Consider the following 14529-nt stretch of genomic DNA (forward strand, 5'->3'; position numbering starts at 1 on the left):
GACAACGACCGACGCCGCGCCTTGTAGGCGCGGCGAGGATATCCTTTGCTTGACAGACCCAGCCCAAAAAGAGAAGCCCGGTCGAACCGGGCTTTTCGTAACTACAAGCTTACCTATACCTATTCATTGATCAGGCGCTTGAGCAGCTCGATCTCGTGGCTGAGCTTCGTGTCGCCGGCGATCAGTTCTTCGATCTTGCGCACCGCGTGGAGCACGGTCGTATGATCGCGGCCGCCGAAGCGGCGGCCGATCTCCGGGAAGGAGCGCGGCGTCAGCGTCTTCGACAGGTACATGGCGATCTGGCGCGGCTTGACGATGACGCGAGTCCGGCGGTTCGAGACCAGTTCCTGGCGCGAGACATTATAGTGCTTGGCGACGATGCGCTGAATGTCCTCGATGCGGACGCGGCGCGGCTCACCGGCATTGACCAGATGGCCGAGGAGCTCGTCGACACGCTCGATCGACAGCTGCGGCTCGAAGGAACGGCGGAAGAGGAGCTGGTTGAAGGCACCCTCCAGTTCGCGGCCGCTGGCCGTGACGTTTCGCGCCACATGGGAGAGAATTTCCTGCGGAATGTCGAGCGAGCCATCGTCATGACGGGCCGCTTCGAGGCGGCGTTTCAGCATTTCGAGGCGCATGTCGTAGTCAGGCCCCTCCATCTCGATCGCCACGCCGCCCTGCAGGCGCGAGCGAACGCGGCTGTCGAGCGATTCCAGTTCCCAGGGCGCCCGGTCCGCCGCCACGACCACCTGCTTGGCCGAGTCGAGCAGCATGTTGAGCAGATGGCAGAACTCGTGCTGGATCGACTTGCCCTGCAGGAACTGCATGTCGTCGATGACGAGAAGATCGATGTTGCGTAGCGATTCCTTCAATGACAGCGCGTCGTTGTCGCGGATCGCGGTGGCGAAACGCCACATGAAATACTCAGCCGTCAGGTAGACGACGCGCGGCGCCCGGGCGCTTTGCAGTGCCGCAAGCGCGATCGCCTGCAGCAGATGCGTCTTGCCGAGGCCGACGCTCGAATGAATGAACAGCGGATTGAAGCGGACGGCGCCGGCCCCGGCCTCCGCGATCGTGCGCGCGGCAGCGAGCGCCACGCGATTGGACGAGCCTTCGACAAAGCTCTCGAAATTGTAACGCTGGTCGAGCGGCGAGCCGAAAAGCGGCGCCTGCGCCGGCTTTGCGGCGGCGGCGACCGTGGCGGCGGCAGCGGCCACCGGCTGCGGCGAGGCCGCGCGGCGGACCGGGGCAGTGGGCGCCGGTTCGGCTGCCGCAGTTACTGCCTCCTCGTGAACCGCCGGGCGCTGGCCGCGGGTCGCGGTACGGACGAGGATCTCCACTTTCAGGATCTCACCGTCTTCCTGCTGAACAATATTGGTGATCAGATCGAGATAGCGATTGTTGATCCATGACTTCAGGAATGTCGTCGGCACCGACAGGCGCACGACGCTTTTCGATACCGAATGGAGCTTGAGACGCCCGAACCAGCTGGCGAAGACATCCGGACCGACCTGGGCTTTCAGACGCGCACTTACCCGCTCGAAAAGTGCGTCATGCCGCATGTCGTGCTTTTCCCCCGCCGCCTGAGACTGATTGCTTCCGGCCTGAATTCCTTCAGACGCCGTCGCCAAATTCATCTGCATGTTGCCGCCTTCCATTATCATTATCCGATGCCGTCATTGCTGCCGGCGTCATCCTTATATCCATCGGACACGGCCGCCTTCCGAAGCCATGCCGCGTCCGACGGACGCCCTGTCGCAGCGAAACCGGGCTCCTCATATCCCGCCCCGCTGCGCGCTGCGCGCACCCGCTCGCCTCGAACAAGCGAATGTCCCCTCGCGCCTCCTGCATGCTTCCTCAAGCCGAAATCGATTCAAGGACGGAATCATGCAGCACTCAAAGTTCTACAGCGACCTTTGCGCGCCCAGATGAGGCGCGCTGTAGCCCTATCGATTCCGCGTGGCCGTTTTCAAGCCATCCGATCCTACTCATTGCGACTACGCCGCACCCTCGTACGAAGCGGGTAGCCGAGGTTTCCTTTCCTCTTGAACGAACACCAACACAGTACCGATGGGAGTCGCGCACGACACAACCATAAGACGAAATGTCCTCGTGCCGTGGCGACGGATCGCCCGGTTGACCATATCGACTTTTCTGATTGAGCGACGTGGATTTCCCCCGCCACAGGGAACAGAAAGCCCAAAGCCATCTCGTTGAAATGACTCCAAACCTCCTTGATACAGATGTGATCCGTGTCCCCTGTGGAAGCCATTTAGGCAGGATCGATGGGCAAGATCAATGGTGATTTTTACCGCTTCTTAAGCGCTGCCAGTTGACTCTCGTGCCACGTTTTGCATGCGGTTTGCGAGTCCCGAAAGAATCCCTGTTGAATCAAGGGTTTTAATTTTGGCCGCCGTGTTTAGCTGGCGAAAAAGAAAAAAAATAAAAATCTTCTTGACTCACTTCGCCTCGAAGTAGGCGGCCTGCCGAGACGTACCTGTTGTGACAACCTCGTGCAACCAGTTGAAATTGTTTCAACAATTTTGTCACGCCGTTGACACAACCACCCTTCTGGCAGGTTAATCATGACGATGGCAGAATTATGAATCCGAAAAGCCCGGCGCTCGCGCCGGGCTTTTCATCAACTGCTTATTATTTAGCCGGGTTAGGCCGACAGGGCCTTCACGCGCTGTGCCAGACGGGACACTTTGCGCGATGCCGTATTGGCATGCAACACGCCCTTGGTGGCGGCACGCATCAGCTCCGGCTGGGCGGCCTTGAGAGCTTCGGCGGCGGCTGCCTGATCGCCGGAAGCGATCGCCTCTTCAACCTGGCGGACGAAGGTGCGGACGCGCGAACGGCGAGCCTTGTTCACTGCGGTGCGGCGTGCGATCTTGCGGGTCGCCTTTTTCGCCGAAGTTGTATTGGCCATTGATGCCTCTCTTCGAAAACTGACATGAACTCCGCCTTCGCCGTGCCGGGTCACTGCGACCTGTCATCCAAAGCAATTCGGGAGCAGTATCGGAAAGCCATGCGAGATGGCGTTTCAAACTGAAGGCGGCGTATAGCGGGAAAGCGCCGGCGCGTCAACGCGCATTTTGCGAAATCCCGCAGCTTGCCGATTCACCTGTGCTTGAATTCCGCCTTGCGCTTCGCCACGAAGGCGGCCATACCCTCCTTCTGGTCTTCGGTGGCGAAGAGCGCTTGGAAGAGCCGCCGTTCGAAACGCAGACCTTCGGCGAGCGTCACCTCCAGTGAGCGGTTGACCGCTTCCTTCGCCATCACCACGGCTGGTAGCGCGAAGGAAGCAATCTTCTCGGCGGCGGCGAGCGCCTCCTCGATCAATCTGTCTGGCGCGACGATGCGCGCGACGAGGCCGGCCCGCTCCGCTTCGGCTGCGTCCATCATGCGGCCGGTGAGGATCAGGTCCATCGCCTTTGCCTTGCCGACGGCACGTGTCAGCCGCTGCGAACCGCCCATGCCGGGAATGACGCCGAGGGTAATTTCCGGCTGGCCGAATTTCGCTGTCTCCGAGGCGATGATGAAATCGCACATCATCGCAAGCTCGCAGCCACCGCCAAGCGCAAAGCCGGAAACGGCGGCAATCATCGGCTTGCGAGCGCCGGCGACGTGCTCCCAGCCGCCGAGAAAGTCGCCGAGATAGCTGTCGACGAAATCTAGCGACTGCATTTCCTTGATATCGGCGCCGGCCGCAAAGGCCTTTTCCGAGCCGGTGATGACGATCGCACCGACCCCCTTGTCCGCGTCGAAGGCCTTCAACGCGGCGTCAAGCTCGCGCATCAGGGTCGAATTCAGCGCATTCAGCGCCTGCGGCCGATTGAGGGTGATCAGGCCGACGCGCCCGCGCGTTTCGACCAGCAGCGTCTCGTAACTCATTGTCGTCTCCTCCAATTTTTGAACGCGATTGAGAAGGCGCCCAGCCTCTCTCCGCTTATTTCTGGCAGCGCGGGCAATGGAAGGTCGAACGCCCTGCCTGAACGATGCGCGCGACCGTACCGCCACAGCCCGGCTTGCGGCAAGCCTCGCCCTCCCGGTCATAGACGGAGAAGGCGTGCTGGAAATAGCCGAGGCTGCCATCCGCCTGGATATGGTCCTTGAGCGAAGAACCGCCGGCCGCGATCGCGTCGGCGATCACCGCCCGGATCGCTTCGACAAGTGCGAACAGGGCCGGTTTTGCGCGGCCGCGCTTGTCGACGAGCGTGCCCGCCTCGCGTTTCGGCGACAGGCCCGATCGCCAGAGGGCCTCGCACACATAGATATTGCCGAGACCGGCGATCGTCCGCTGGTCGAGAAGCGCGCTCTTCAGCGGCTGCGATTTCCCGGCAAACCGGCCGGCCAGATAGGCGGCGTCGAGGGCATTTCCTGTCGGCTCCTCGCCGAGGCCGCGGAAGAAGGCATGCTCGGCGATCGTGTCGCGGCGTGCCAGATCCATGAAGCCGAAGCGACGCGGGTCGTTGTAGATCACCCGCGCCCGGCCGGATTGTCCGTCGAGATGGAAGACCACATGGTCGTGCTTCTCATCCTTGCTGCGCGGGTGATGGAACGCGCCCGGGGTGGCCGGCTCCGCCCCGGCCTCGACCCGGAACGATCCGGACATGCCGAGATGCGCGACGATGACATCGCCACCCTCGAGATCGATCATCAGATATTTGGCCCGGCGCGACAGCGCGACGATGCGCCTGCCCGATACGGCGGCGGCGAAATTGTCGGGAAAGGGAAAGCGCAGGTCCGGCCGGCGCAATTCGGCGCGCACCAGCAGCGCTCCCTCCATCGTCGGCGCCAATCCGCGTTTCACCGTTTCCACCTCGGGCAATTCCGGCATCGGCCGTCTCCCTTCACTCTTTATTCATTCCATCCGCCCGCATCGCGAGCGCGCCATTCCCATGGCAGCATCGATGGCCTATACGAATGCGCTATGTCGCAGCCAGGTCCCTCGCGCTGAGATAGCGCGCGCGGGGCGATTTCGCTATGGTGCCGGCAAATTTCGTTGAAGTGGAGTTTCGTATGGCGGATGAGCGCGTATCGGCGGATGGCGGGATGGAGACCTCCTTCGGTTTCCGCGAGGTCGGCACGGGCGAAAAGCAGCCGCTGGTCAACGACGTCTTCCACAAGGTCGCCAGACGTTATGACATCATGAACGACGTCATGTCGGCCGGTCTCCACCGCGTCTGGAAGGATGCGATGATCGCAGCGCTCAATCCGCCGCGCCGGGAGGACTACCGGGTCCTCGATGTCGCCGGCGGCACCGGCGACATCGCGTTCCGGATCGTGGAGGCCTCCGGCCGCAAGGCGCATGCGACCGTGCTCGACATTAACGCTTCGATGCTCGCCGTCGGCGCCGAACGCGCCAGGAAGAAAGGGCTCACCGCCAACCTCGAATTCGTCGAGGCGAATGCCGAGGACCTGCCGTTCGCGGCAAATTCGTTCGATGCCTATACGATCGCCTTCGGCATTCGCAACGTGCCGCGCATCGAGGTGGCGCTCAAGGAGGCCTATCGCGTGCTGAAGCGTGGCGGTCGGCTCCTGGTGCTTGAATTCTCCGAGGTGGAGATGCCGCTGCTAGACCGCTTCTACGATGCCTGGTCGTTCAACGCGATCCCGAAATTCGGCAAGCTCATTACCGGTGACGAAGCGCCCTACCAATATCTGGTCGAATCGATCCGCAAGTTCCCCGACCAGCGCGATTTCGCCACGATGATCCGCACTGCCGGCTTTGGCCGCGTCTCCTTCACCAACTATACGGGCGGCATCGCCGCCTTGCATTCCGGCTGGAAAATCTGACCGCATGAGCACACCTGGAGCATATTTCCGTCTCGTGCGGATCGGCTGGGTGCTGGCGCGCGAGGATGCCTTTTCGGCCGTCCCTGCCGAACACCTGCCGCCGCTGGCTCGTTTCGTGCAGAGGCTCGCCGGGCTGCTTGCCCGCCGCCGGGCCCGGCTCGAGGTGCGCAGCGGCCGGCTCGCCCGGGCCGTCGAACGGCTCGGCCCCTCCTATGTCAAGATCGGCCAGTTTCTCGCAACACGTCCGGACGTGGTGGGCGCCGAACTTGCTGCCGACCTGTCCCTCCTGCAGGACCGGATGGCGACATTTCCGGAGAGCGAGGCGCGGGCAGCGATAGAAGGTTCCCTCGGCCGCTCCGTCGATGCGCTCTTCGCCGAATTCGCCGAACCGATGGCGGCGGCCTCGATCGCCCAGGTCCATCCGGCCGTGATCCTGCGTGACGGCAAGCGCGAAAGGGTGGCCGTCAAGGTTATCCGCCCGGGCGTGCGCCAGCGCTTCGCCGCTGATATCGAGGCCATGTACCTGGTTTCGCGCATGCAGGAACGGTTCCTGCCCTATACGCGGCGGCTGAGGCCGGTCGAGGTGACGAAGACGCTGGAACAGACGACCAAGGTCGAAATGGACCTCAGGCTCGAGGCGGCCGCCCTTTCCGAACTTGGCGAGAACACCAAGGAGGATTCCGGTTTTCGGGTCCCCAAGGTCGACTGGGAACGCACCGGTCGCGACGTGGTGACGATGGAATGGATCGACGGCGTGAAGATGTCGGACATCGAGGGTCTCAGAGCCGCCGGCCACGACCTCAATACGCTCGCCGAAACGCTGATCCAGTCCTTCCTGCGCCATACGCTGCGCGACGGCTTCTTCCACGCCGACATGCACCAGGGGAACCTGTTCGTCGACGAGGCCGGCCACATCGTTGCGGTCGACATGGGCATCGTCGGCCGGCTCGGCAAGAAGGAGCGCCGCTTCCTCGCCGAGATCCTCTTCGGCTTCATCACGCGCGACTACCAGCGCGTCGCCGACGTGCATTTCGAGGCGGGCTACGTGCCCTCGCATCACGACGCCTCGAGCTTTGCCCAGGCGATCCGCGCCATTGGTGAGCCGATCCATGGCCAACCGGCTGAGACGATCTCGATGGCCAAGCTCCTGACGCTGCTCTTCGAGGTGACCGAGCTCTTCGACATGCAGACGCGCCCCGAGCTCGTCATGCTGCAGAAGACCATGGTCGTCGTCGAGGGCGTCGCCCGCACGCTCAACCCCCGTTTCAACATGTGGAAGGCGTCGGAACCGGTCGTCGGCAAATGGATCCGCGACAATCTTGGCCCGAAACGCATCGTCACGGACCTGCGCGACGGGCTCCACGCCGCACTCCGGGTCGCCGAAGCCGTTCCGGAAATTGCCGCGCGCACCGAACGCTTCTCGGCCGAAATAATGGCGATGACCGAGAACGGCCTGCGCTTCGACCCGGAGACGGCAGAAGCGATCGGCAGGGCGGAGGCGCGCCATACCCGGTCGGGTCGGCTGGCGCTCTGGGTGATCGCGGCAACGCTCCTTTTCATCGCCTGGCAGTTGGCCTGACCTAGACGCAAAGTCGCTTCCGATTTCTTGCATCCTGGAATAGTATCCGTCCATGGACAGTCGCTTTTCGCTCGTGATGCCGGTGACCAAGCAGACCTCAGGGTGTGCGGGAGACCTGTTGCGCTAAGCGAACTGTCTTCATGCCAACCCTGCCGAGGCAAGCAGGGTTCGGCTCTGTTTCCTCGGGCGACAAGAGAGAGGAAACAATGACCGCTGGTTCACTCGCACTTCATATCCGCGCCGCATCCATCTCCGACTGGGAAGTCCTCGCCGCTTTGCGCGATCTGCCCGGCGTTCGCTCCGGAACGCTACGCCTGCCCTTCGCGCCGCCGGAGCAGACGCGACGCTGGCTCGAAAGCCTTACGGAAAATGACATGGTTATCGTCGCCGAACTCGAGGGGCAGATTGTCGGGCTTGCCGGCTTGCACCGGCACAAAGGAAGGCGGCGGCATGCGGCCGACATCGGCATGTCGGTCCACGACGATTATCGCCGACGCGGCATCGGCAAGGCACTACTCGAGGCGCTGACCGAGGCGGCGGACCGCTGGCTCGGCATTTTACGCATCGAACTGACGGTCTTCACCGACAACGAGGCGGCGATCGGCCTCTATCGCAATGCCGGTTTCGTCACCGAAGGCGTGTTGAAATCCTATGCGCTGCGCGACGGAGCCTATGCCGACGTTTTCGCGATGGCGCGCCTGCGGGCGTGATCGGAGCAAGGGTGCCCTGCGGCCTTCGCCGGGCGCGAAGAGGCTTTACCCGACTCACGGGTTCCCGCGTCTTGCGAGCAATCGTCGGAACTGTCATTGCATTTCGCCAATCCGGGAGACCAACACATGAAACACGAAACCCCTCCTGTTATAGCCGGCGCCGTCATCCGGCAGGGGGGAAGGACCTGCCTTCATCGCCTGACGAACACCACCCCGGTGCTTATCCATGTGTGTTCGGGAAACAAGGTCGTGGTCATCCGCGACACGCCTCTGCTTCTCACAGCGGGCGAGTTCGGCCTGTTGCCCGACCATCAGCCGATGACGATGGAGAACATTCCCAAGGCACCGCAGAACTACGAAGCGCGCATCCTGCCCATACCGCGTCCCTTGTTCGAGGAAACATATGCCCGCCTGGCTTTCATCACGCCACCTCGAACCGCCCTTCCCGTGAAGGCTTTTGACCTGCCCGACGAAGCCGTGGCGCTGTTTGATTTCTGCTGCTCCCCGGAAAGCCTTGCAAAACTCCCCACCCCCGTGGCGACGGTCCGCTTGATGGAACTCATCACCTGGTTTGCTCTCAGCGGAGCCGTATTGGGCGTCCAAGGAAATCCCCTCTTGCAGCATCGCCTGCGCCAGATGATCGAGGCCGACCCGTCCCGCAACTGGACCCTCGGCCACGCCGCACGCAGTTTCAACATGAGCGAGGCCACGCTTCGGCGTAAGCTGGCGGCGGAGAACACCAGCTTCACCGAGACGTTGAGCGATACGCGCATGACGCGGGCGCTGGCGCTGCTGCAAACGACCACCCTGCCGATCGCCCACGTTGCCCAGGAGGTCGGCTACGACTCGCCATCCCAGTTCTCGGCCCGGTTCAAGGAGCGGTTCGGCATCAATCCGCGCGAGATACGCGGCGATCTCGGAATTTTTGAGCGGATCGGGACAGAAGTTGAGCAGATCAGGAGAGACGCTGTGTCCATCTGGGGATAGGGTTTCTTTGTCAGATCACCTCATTGTTTCCCTAAAACACTGAACTGACCTAACCCTTTGAAACTACGCAATTCCGCACGGAAAAAACCGCACACTTTTCCTGGAATTGCTCCAGCAACTGCAGGAAAGATCCATGCGCTTCATCACGACACTTCTGGCCCTGAGCTTCCTCGGCGCTACCGCCGCGCGCGCCGAAATGAAACTGACCTCGAACGACTTGGCAGCCGGAAAGCCCATGGCCGACGCCCAGGTCTTCAACGGCTTCGGCTGCAGCGGCAAGAACATCTCGCCGCAATTGCAATGGTCGGGCGCGCCCGCGGGCACCAAGAGCTTCGCGATCATGGCCTATGATCCCGATGCCCCGACCGGCTCCGGCTGGTGGCATTGGACGGTATTCAACCTTCCGGCCGATGCGACGGAGCTCGCGAATGGGGCGAGCGGAGGCGGAAAGCTTCCGGCCGGTGCGATCGAGGGCCGCACCGATTTCGGTTCGTCCGGCTACGGCGGTGCATGCCCGCCGGAAGGTCATGGACCGCACCGCTACCAGTTCACGGTCTACGCGCTCTCCGTCGACAAGCTCCCGCTCGACAAGGACGCCCCCGCCGCCATGGTCGGCTTCTTTGCCCGGTCGAACGCTCTCGACCAAGCGACGATCGAGGTGACCTACGAGCGCTGACCGGCGCCGGCGGTCGCACGGCTCCTTCTGCCCTGCGGCGGATTTCCGCCGCAGGGCACAGCGTCATTCATTCCGGCGAGCCCGGAGCCTCCGATCGCGCGCTTCAGTCGCCTCGGCTACAGCGCCGCGCGTCCAATAAGGTCGCTTTAGCACTTTGAATTGCTGCACGATTTTGTCCTTACATCGATTCCGATGTAAGGAATCATGCAGTAGGGTCGCGTCATGCAGCAAGGAGCGGCGAAAAGCCGAAGCGGAATGACACTGTCGGGCAAGCGTATTCTTCTCATCATTTCCGGCGGCATCGCGGCCTACAAGAGCCTCGACCTCATCCGAAGGCTGCGCGAGCGCGGCGCCACGGTGCGGCCGGTGATGACCGCCGGGGCGCAGCAGTTCGTGACACCGCTTGCGGTCGGTGCCCTTGCGGCCTCGCGCGTCTACACGGAGCTCTTTTCGCGCGAAGACGAGCAGGATGTCGGGCATATCCGACTGGCGCGCGAATGCGACCTCGTCGTCGTGGCGCCGGCGACCGCCGACCTGATGGCCAAGATGGCAAACGGCCATGCCGATGACCTTGCCTCGACGGTCCTGCTTGCAACCGATCGCACCGTGCTCGCCGCCCCGGCGATGAACCCGAAGATGTGGACGCATCCGGCAACGCGCCGCAACCGCGCGACGCTAGCCGCCGACGGCATCCGCTTCGTCGGGCCGGCTTCCGGCGAGATGGCGGAACGCGGCGAGGCCGGCGAAGGCCGGATGGCCGAACCCTTGGAGATCGTCGCGGCGATCGAGGGATTGCTCGCCGGCGCAAAGCCGCTGGCCGGGCGGAAGGCGATCGTCACCTCCGGGCCGACGCACGAGCCGATCGATCCGGTGCGCTATATCGCCAATCGCTCGTCCGGCAAGCAAGGCCACGCCATCGCCGCAGCGCTGGCGCGGCTCGGGGCCGACGTCACTCTCGTCTGCGGTCCTGTAGCGATCCCCGACCCCGCTGGCGTGCAGCTCGTCCGGGTCGAGCGCGCCGCAGAGATGCGCGACGCGGTCGTCGCCGCGCTGCCGGCCGATGTGGCTGTGATGGTGGCGGCGGTCGCCGACTGGCGCGTCGCTTCCGCCGCCGGCAACAAGATCAAGAAGCGGCCGGGCGAGGCACCGCCGCCGCTGCAACTTGCCGAGAATCCCGACATCCTGAAGACCATCGGCCATCATGCATCGCGCCCGAAATTGGTGATCGGCTTTGCCGCGGAGACGGAAAACGTCGCGGAGAACGGCCGGGCAAAGCTTGAAAGGAAAGGCGCCGATTACATCGTCGCAAACGACGTTTCGCCGGCAACGGGGATCATGGGCGGCGACAGGAACAGGGTGAAGCTCATCGCCCGCGACGGCATCGAGGAGTGGCCGGAAATGGGCAAGGACGACGTGGCCGACAAGCTCGCGGCCCTGATCGCCGCGAAACTGTTGTCGTAAGAAGCGCCGCTTCGATCAGGCAACAGGGCTTGCGACCTTCGCGGAAGAGGAGGAGGCGGCACCGGACTCCCGTGCCGGAAGGTCGGCGGCGCTGAAAAGGCGAACGTCGACGCCGTTTTCACCGACGATGACGGCCGAGCCATCCGGTATCTCGGCCCATGCGTTGTCGTCGTCATTGAGGGGTTCCGATACGAGGCAGTAACCGCCCTGCGGTCCCATCGGGGCGGCATAGAGCGTCGGCGCCTTACGGTCGGAGGCGTAGCGCACCGCATAGAGATCCTCACCGTCGGAAAATGCCGCGGTGAAGCGGACGAGCACCTTAAGGCTGAGTTGTTCTGCGAGGCGCTCCACGAAGCCGAGTGCCTCGGCGACCGCGCCAAGCGGATCGCGGTCGAGGCCGAACTGCAGGGCGAGCAGGAAAAGCAGCTCCGAGTCCGTCGTGCCGGTGCGGGCAGCATAGAGATCGTCGGCGAGCATGTTTTCCATCGGCCGGCGCAGATGCTCGAAATGGCCGATCTGGCCGTTGTGCATGAAGGCCCAGCGGCCGTGCACAAAGGGATGGCAATTGTCGCGGCGGGTGCCGCCGCCGGTCGCCGCGCGGACATGCGCCAGGAAGAGGCGCGAGCGGATCTGCCGCGCAATGCTCTTCAGGTTGCAGTCGGACCAGGCGGGCAGGATATCGCGATAGCGGCCAGGCTCGGGGCGGTCGCCGTACCAGGCGATGCCGAAGCCGTCGCCGTTGGTGGCGGTTTTCGCCCGTGTCGCGCAATGGGACTGCTCGATCAGCGAATGCGCCGGCGAAGTCACCAGTTCCTCGAGATAAAGCGGCTCTCCACGATAGGCTGCCCAGCGGCACATGCGTCGATCACTCCGGTTCGGGTTCTTTTGATAAAAGGCGATTCGCCGACCATCGTCACCGCGATGTTCCAACGGAACATGGTAAAAATGCGTTAACACTTTTCGCATGGCGTGCTTTTCAACAGTAGCAAGCATGCAGTCACGGCGCTGTTTCGCTTGGCACATCGAAAAGCGATTTCGAACAAATATTCCATGTTGACAAGCTTCGCTCATTTCATTTCATTTCACCCCACATTCGAAGGCTCAGCCGGGAGGAACGACATGAGCGGCAAACGCAGATTGGGTGTCGGTCTGATCGGCACGGGCTTCATGGGCAAGGCCCATGCGCTCGGCTTCACGATCGCTTCGCGGGTCTTCGACCTGCCCTTCGAACTGGATCTGGTTTCGGTTGCGGACGTCACCGCGGAAAGCGCCGAGGCCGCACGCGCACGCCTCGGCTTCCGCAAGGCGACCGCCGACTGGCGCGAGCTCCTGACAGACCCTGACATCGACATCATCGACATCACCACGCCGAACCTCCTGCACAAGGAAATGGCGCTTGCGGCGATTGCGCATGGCAAGCACGTCTATTGCGAAAAGCCGCTGGCACCGACCGTCGCTGACTGCGCCGAGATGGTGGCGGCCGCCGAAAAGGCCGGTCTCGTCACCCAGGTCGGCTTTAACTACCTGAAGAACCCGCTGATCTTCCTCGCCAAGGAGTTCATCGACAGCGGCGAGATCGGCGAGATCCGCTCGTTCCGCGGCGTCCATGCCGAAGACTTCATGGCCGACGCCACGATTCCGTGGGCCTGGCGGCTCGATCCGAGGAGCGGCGGCGCGCTCGCCGACCTCGGCAGCCATATCATCGCCTGCATGCGTCACCTCGTCGGCCCGATCAAATCCGTGCTTGCGGAGACGGTCATCCACATACCGGAACGTCCGGTCTCCCGCGGCGCGGCCGGGACCCGCGCCGTCGAGGTTGACGATGTCGCCCGCGCCTTCGTGCGCTTCGAGAATGGCGCCAGCGGCAGCTTCGAGGCGAGTTGGATCGCCACCGGCCGCAAGATGCAGCATGATTTTGAAATTTACGGCTCTAAGGGCAGCATCGTCTTCACCCAGGAGCGGCTGAACGAGATCAAAGTCTATTCGACCGGCGGCGACATCAAGAGCCGCGGCTTCCGCACCATCTGGGCCGGACCGGAACACCCGCCCTACGGCGCCTTCTGCGTGGCACCGGGACACCAGATCGGCTTCAACGACCTGAAGGCGATCGAAGTTCACGAGTTCCTCCAGGCGATCGCCAAGGGAGGGAGACCGACCACCGATTTCCGCGAGGGCTACGAGGTCCAGAAGGTGCTTTCCGCCACCCACCGGTCGGCCAGGAGCAACGAATGGGTGGAGATCGGCTGACGGCGTTCGCCGTGATGGCGTTCGCCCGTCGACTTCCTCCGCAGGAAAGAATGTGAAAATAGAACGTCCGTTCTATGCCCGTATCGCCTAATCGATTAAAGTGAGGCAAATAGAACAAGCGAGCCTGGAGACGCTGAACGATGTCGACACCGGAGACGACCACGGATGCCCCGCAGGATTTCGAGGCACTGAAGGCCGTCATCCTGGAACGCAAGGCGCAATTGCCGAAGCGGCTGAAACAGGTCGCCGCCTATTCGCTCGACAATCCGGACGAGATCGCCTTCGGCACGGCGGCGAGCATCGCCACGTCGGCCGATGTCCAGCCTTCGACGCTGGTACGCTTCGCCCAGCATTTTGGCTTCGAGGGCTTTTCGAGCCTGCAGCAGATTTTTCGGGCGCGCCTGCGCGAGCGAACACCGGGCTACGAGGACCGGTTGAAGGCGCTGCGCGGCAATGAGCACAGCAAGCTCGAGAGCGGCTCGATCTTCAACGGCTTCGTGGCGGCCGCGCATCGCTCGCTCGACAACATCGCAACATCGGTCGACCCGGAAGCCTTCGAGCAGGCCGTCGACATCCTCGCCAAGGCGGAGACGATCTACCTGATCGCCAAGCGCCGCTCCTACCCTATCTCCAGCTACATGGCCTATGCCTTCGGCAAGCTGAAGGTAAAGTACCAGCATGTCGGCACGGCGGCCGGCATCGACGACGACATGCTGGCGATGGCGACGAAAGAGGATGCCGCCTTCGCCGTCAGCTTCTCGCCCTATGCGTCCGAGAGTGCGGCCCAGGCTCGGCTTTTGGCGAATCGGAGGGTTCCGGTCGTGTCGCTGACAGACTCCGCCTTCTCGCCGCTCGCCGAGTCGTCGAAGGTCTGGTTCGAGCTCGTCGAGGCCGATCATGCCGGCTTCCGTTCGCTTTCGGCCAGCATGGCCTTCGCCATGGCGCTGACCGTTGCTATCGCCGAAAAACGCCGTCGCGCAGAGGGTGCCGGCACAATATAGAACGGAAATTCCATATTGACGAGATGACGGAATTTATGTTTCATACGCTCATCGCCCAGGACATAA

The 14529-nt window shown here is 63.0% G+C and carries 13 protein-coding genes; 8 read left to right on the forward strand and 5 right to left on the reverse strand.

Annotated features, from left to right (window positions below):
- Positions 1-119: 119 nt before the first annotated feature.
- The 4 genes from dnaA to mutM all read right to left on the reverse strand — a co-directional run bounded on the left by dnaA (position 120) and on the right by mutM (position 4843).
- Positions 120-1562 (reverse strand): chromosomal replication initiator protein DnaA, encoded by a 1443-nt coding sequence (gene dnaA, locus ATC00_RS25740; protein WP_064255109.1) that lies wholly within the window; start codon positions 1560-1562, stop codon positions 120-122.
- Between the two features lie 1103 nt (positions 1563-2665).
- Positions 2666-2932, reverse strand: a complete 267-nt coding sequence (gene rpsT / locus ATC00_RS25745) for a 30S ribosomal protein S20 (protein ID WP_064254972.1) — start codon at positions 2930-2932, stop codon at positions 2666-2668.
- 191 nt (positions 2933-3123) lie between these two features.
- Complete coding sequence (locus ATC00_RS25750; protein ID WP_064254973.1) at positions 3124-3897, reverse strand: enoyl-CoA hydratase; 774 nt, start codon at positions 3895-3897, stop codon at positions 3124-3126.
- Between the two features lie 55 nt (positions 3898-3952).
- Complete coding sequence (gene mutM, locus ATC00_RS25755) at positions 3953-4843, reverse strand: bifunctional DNA-formamidopyrimidine glycosylase/DNA-(apurinic or apyrimidinic site) lyase (RefSeq protein ID WP_064254974.1); 891 nt, start codon at positions 4841-4843, stop codon at positions 3953-3955.
- Between the two features lie 182 nt (positions 4844-5025).
- On the opposite strand from mutM, the gene ubiE reads away from it, so the two are divergent.
- The 6 genes from ubiE (at position 5026) to coaBC (ending at position 11215) form a co-directional block, all read left to right on the forward strand.
- Complete coding sequence (ubiE, locus tag ATC00_RS25760) at positions 5026-5802, forward strand: bifunctional demethylmenaquinone methyltransferase/2-methoxy-6-polyprenyl-1,4-benzoquinol methylase UbiE (protein WP_064255110.1); 777 nt, start codon at positions 5026-5028, stop codon at positions 5800-5802.
- A gap of 4 nt (positions 5803-5806) precedes the next feature.
- Positions 5807-7381, forward strand: coding sequence for a 2-polyprenylphenol 6-hydroxylase (gene ubiB, locus ATC00_RS25765; protein WP_037378035.1), 1575 nt, complete (start codon positions 5807-5809; stop codon positions 7379-7381).
- A 206-nt stretch (positions 7382-7587) separates the two neighbouring features.
- Complete coding sequence (locus ATC00_RS25770; RefSeq protein ID WP_064254975.1) at positions 7588-8091, forward strand: GNAT family N-acetyltransferase; 504 nt, start codon at positions 7588-7590, stop codon at positions 8089-8091.
- A gap of 126 nt (positions 8092-8217) precedes the next feature.
- Positions 8218-9078, forward strand: coding sequence for a helix-turn-helix transcriptional regulator (locus ATC00_RS25775; protein WP_037378031.1), 861 nt, complete (start codon positions 8218-8220; stop codon positions 9076-9078).
- A gap of 133 nt (positions 9079-9211) precedes the next feature.
- Positions 9212-9754 (forward strand): YbhB/YbcL family Raf kinase inhibitor-like protein, encoded by a 543-nt coding sequence (locus ATC00_RS25780; protein ID WP_037378030.1) that lies wholly within the window; start codon positions 9212-9214, stop codon positions 9752-9754.
- Positions 9755-10009: 255 nt separating this feature from the next.
- Positions 10010-11215, forward strand: coding sequence for a bifunctional phosphopantothenoylcysteine decarboxylase/phosphopantothenate--cysteine ligase CoaBC (gene coaBC / locus ATC00_RS25785; RefSeq protein WP_064254976.1), 1206 nt, complete (start codon positions 10010-10012; stop codon positions 11213-11215).
- A gap of 15 nt (positions 11216-11230) precedes the next feature.
- Here the strand turns inward: coaBC and ATC00_RS25790 are convergent, their stop codons facing one another.
- Complete coding sequence (locus ATC00_RS25790; RefSeq protein WP_064254977.1) at positions 11231-12073, reverse strand: class II glutamine amidotransferase; 843 nt, start codon at positions 12071-12073, stop codon at positions 11231-11233.
- Between the two features lie 261 nt (positions 12074-12334).
- On the opposite strand from ATC00_RS25790, the gene ATC00_RS25795 reads away from it, so the two are divergent.
- Both ATC00_RS25795 and ATC00_RS25800 read left to right on the forward strand, forming a co-directional pair.
- Positions 12335-13462: a Gfo/Idh/MocA family protein gene (locus tag ATC00_RS25795; RefSeq protein WP_064254978.1), complete on the forward strand. Its 1128-nt coding sequence runs from the start codon at positions 12335-12337 to the stop codon at positions 13460-13462.
- A gap of 140 nt (positions 13463-13602) precedes the next feature.
- Positions 13603-14463: a MurR/RpiR family transcriptional regulator gene (locus ATC00_RS25800; RefSeq protein ID WP_037378021.1), complete on the forward strand. Its 861-nt coding sequence runs from the start codon at positions 13603-13605 to the stop codon at positions 14461-14463.
- Positions 14464-14529: the final 66 nt, after the last annotated feature.

Source organism: Sinorhizobium americanum, assembly GCF_001651855.1.
Lineage (GTDB): Bacteria > Pseudomonadota > Alphaproteobacteria > Rhizobiales > Rhizobiaceae > Sinorhizobium > Sinorhizobium americanum.

Excerpts from the sequence above, each read along its gene's own strand:
- dnaA (WP_064255109.1), bottom strand. The coding sequence starts at position 1,562 with ATGCGGCATGACGCACTTTTCGAGCGGGTAAGTGCGCGTCTGAAAGCC.
- rpsT (WP_064254972.1), bottom strand. The coding sequence starts at position 2,932 with ATGGCCAATACAACTTCGGCGAAAAAGGCGACCCGCAAGATCGCACGC.
- ATC00_RS25750 (WP_064254973.1), bottom strand. The coding sequence starts at position 3,897 with ATGAGTTACGAGACGCTGCTGGTCGAAACGCGCGGGCGCGTCGGCCTG.
- mutM (WP_064254974.1), bottom strand. The coding sequence starts at position 4,843 with ATGCCGGAATTGCCCGAGGTGGAAACGGTGAAACGCGGATTGGCGCCG.
- ubiE (WP_064255110.1), top strand. The coding sequence starts at position 5,026 with ATGGCGGATGAGCGCGTATCGGCGGATGGCGGGATGGAGACCTCCTTC.
- ubiB (WP_037378035.1), top strand. The coding sequence starts at position 5,807 with ATGAGCACACCTGGAGCATATTTCCGTCTCGTGCGGATCGGCTGGGTG.
- ATC00_RS25770 (WP_064254975.1), top strand. The coding sequence starts at position 7,588 with ATGACCGCTGGTTCACTCGCACTTCATATCCGCGCCGCATCCATCTCC.
- ATC00_RS25775 (WP_037378031.1), top strand. The coding sequence starts at position 8,218 with ATGAAACACGAAACCCCTCCTGTTATAGCCGGCGCCGTCATCCGGCAG.
- ATC00_RS25780 (WP_037378030.1), top strand. The coding sequence starts at position 9,212 with ATGCGCTTCATCACGACACTTCTGGCCCTGAGCTTCCTCGGCGCTACC.
- coaBC (WP_064254976.1), top strand. The coding sequence starts at position 10,010 with ATGACACTGTCGGGCAAGCGTATTCTTCTCATCATTTCCGGCGGCATC.
- ATC00_RS25790 (WP_064254977.1), bottom strand. The coding sequence starts at position 12,073 with ATGTGCCGCTGGGCAGCCTATCGTGGAGAGCCGCTTTATCTCGAGGAA.
- ATC00_RS25795 (WP_064254978.1), top strand. The coding sequence starts at position 12,335 with ATGAGCGGCAAACGCAGATTGGGTGTCGGTCTGATCGGCACGGGCTTC.
- ATC00_RS25800 (WP_037378021.1), top strand. The coding sequence starts at position 13,603 with ATGTCGACACCGGAGACGACCACGGATGCCCCGCAGGATTTCGAGGCA.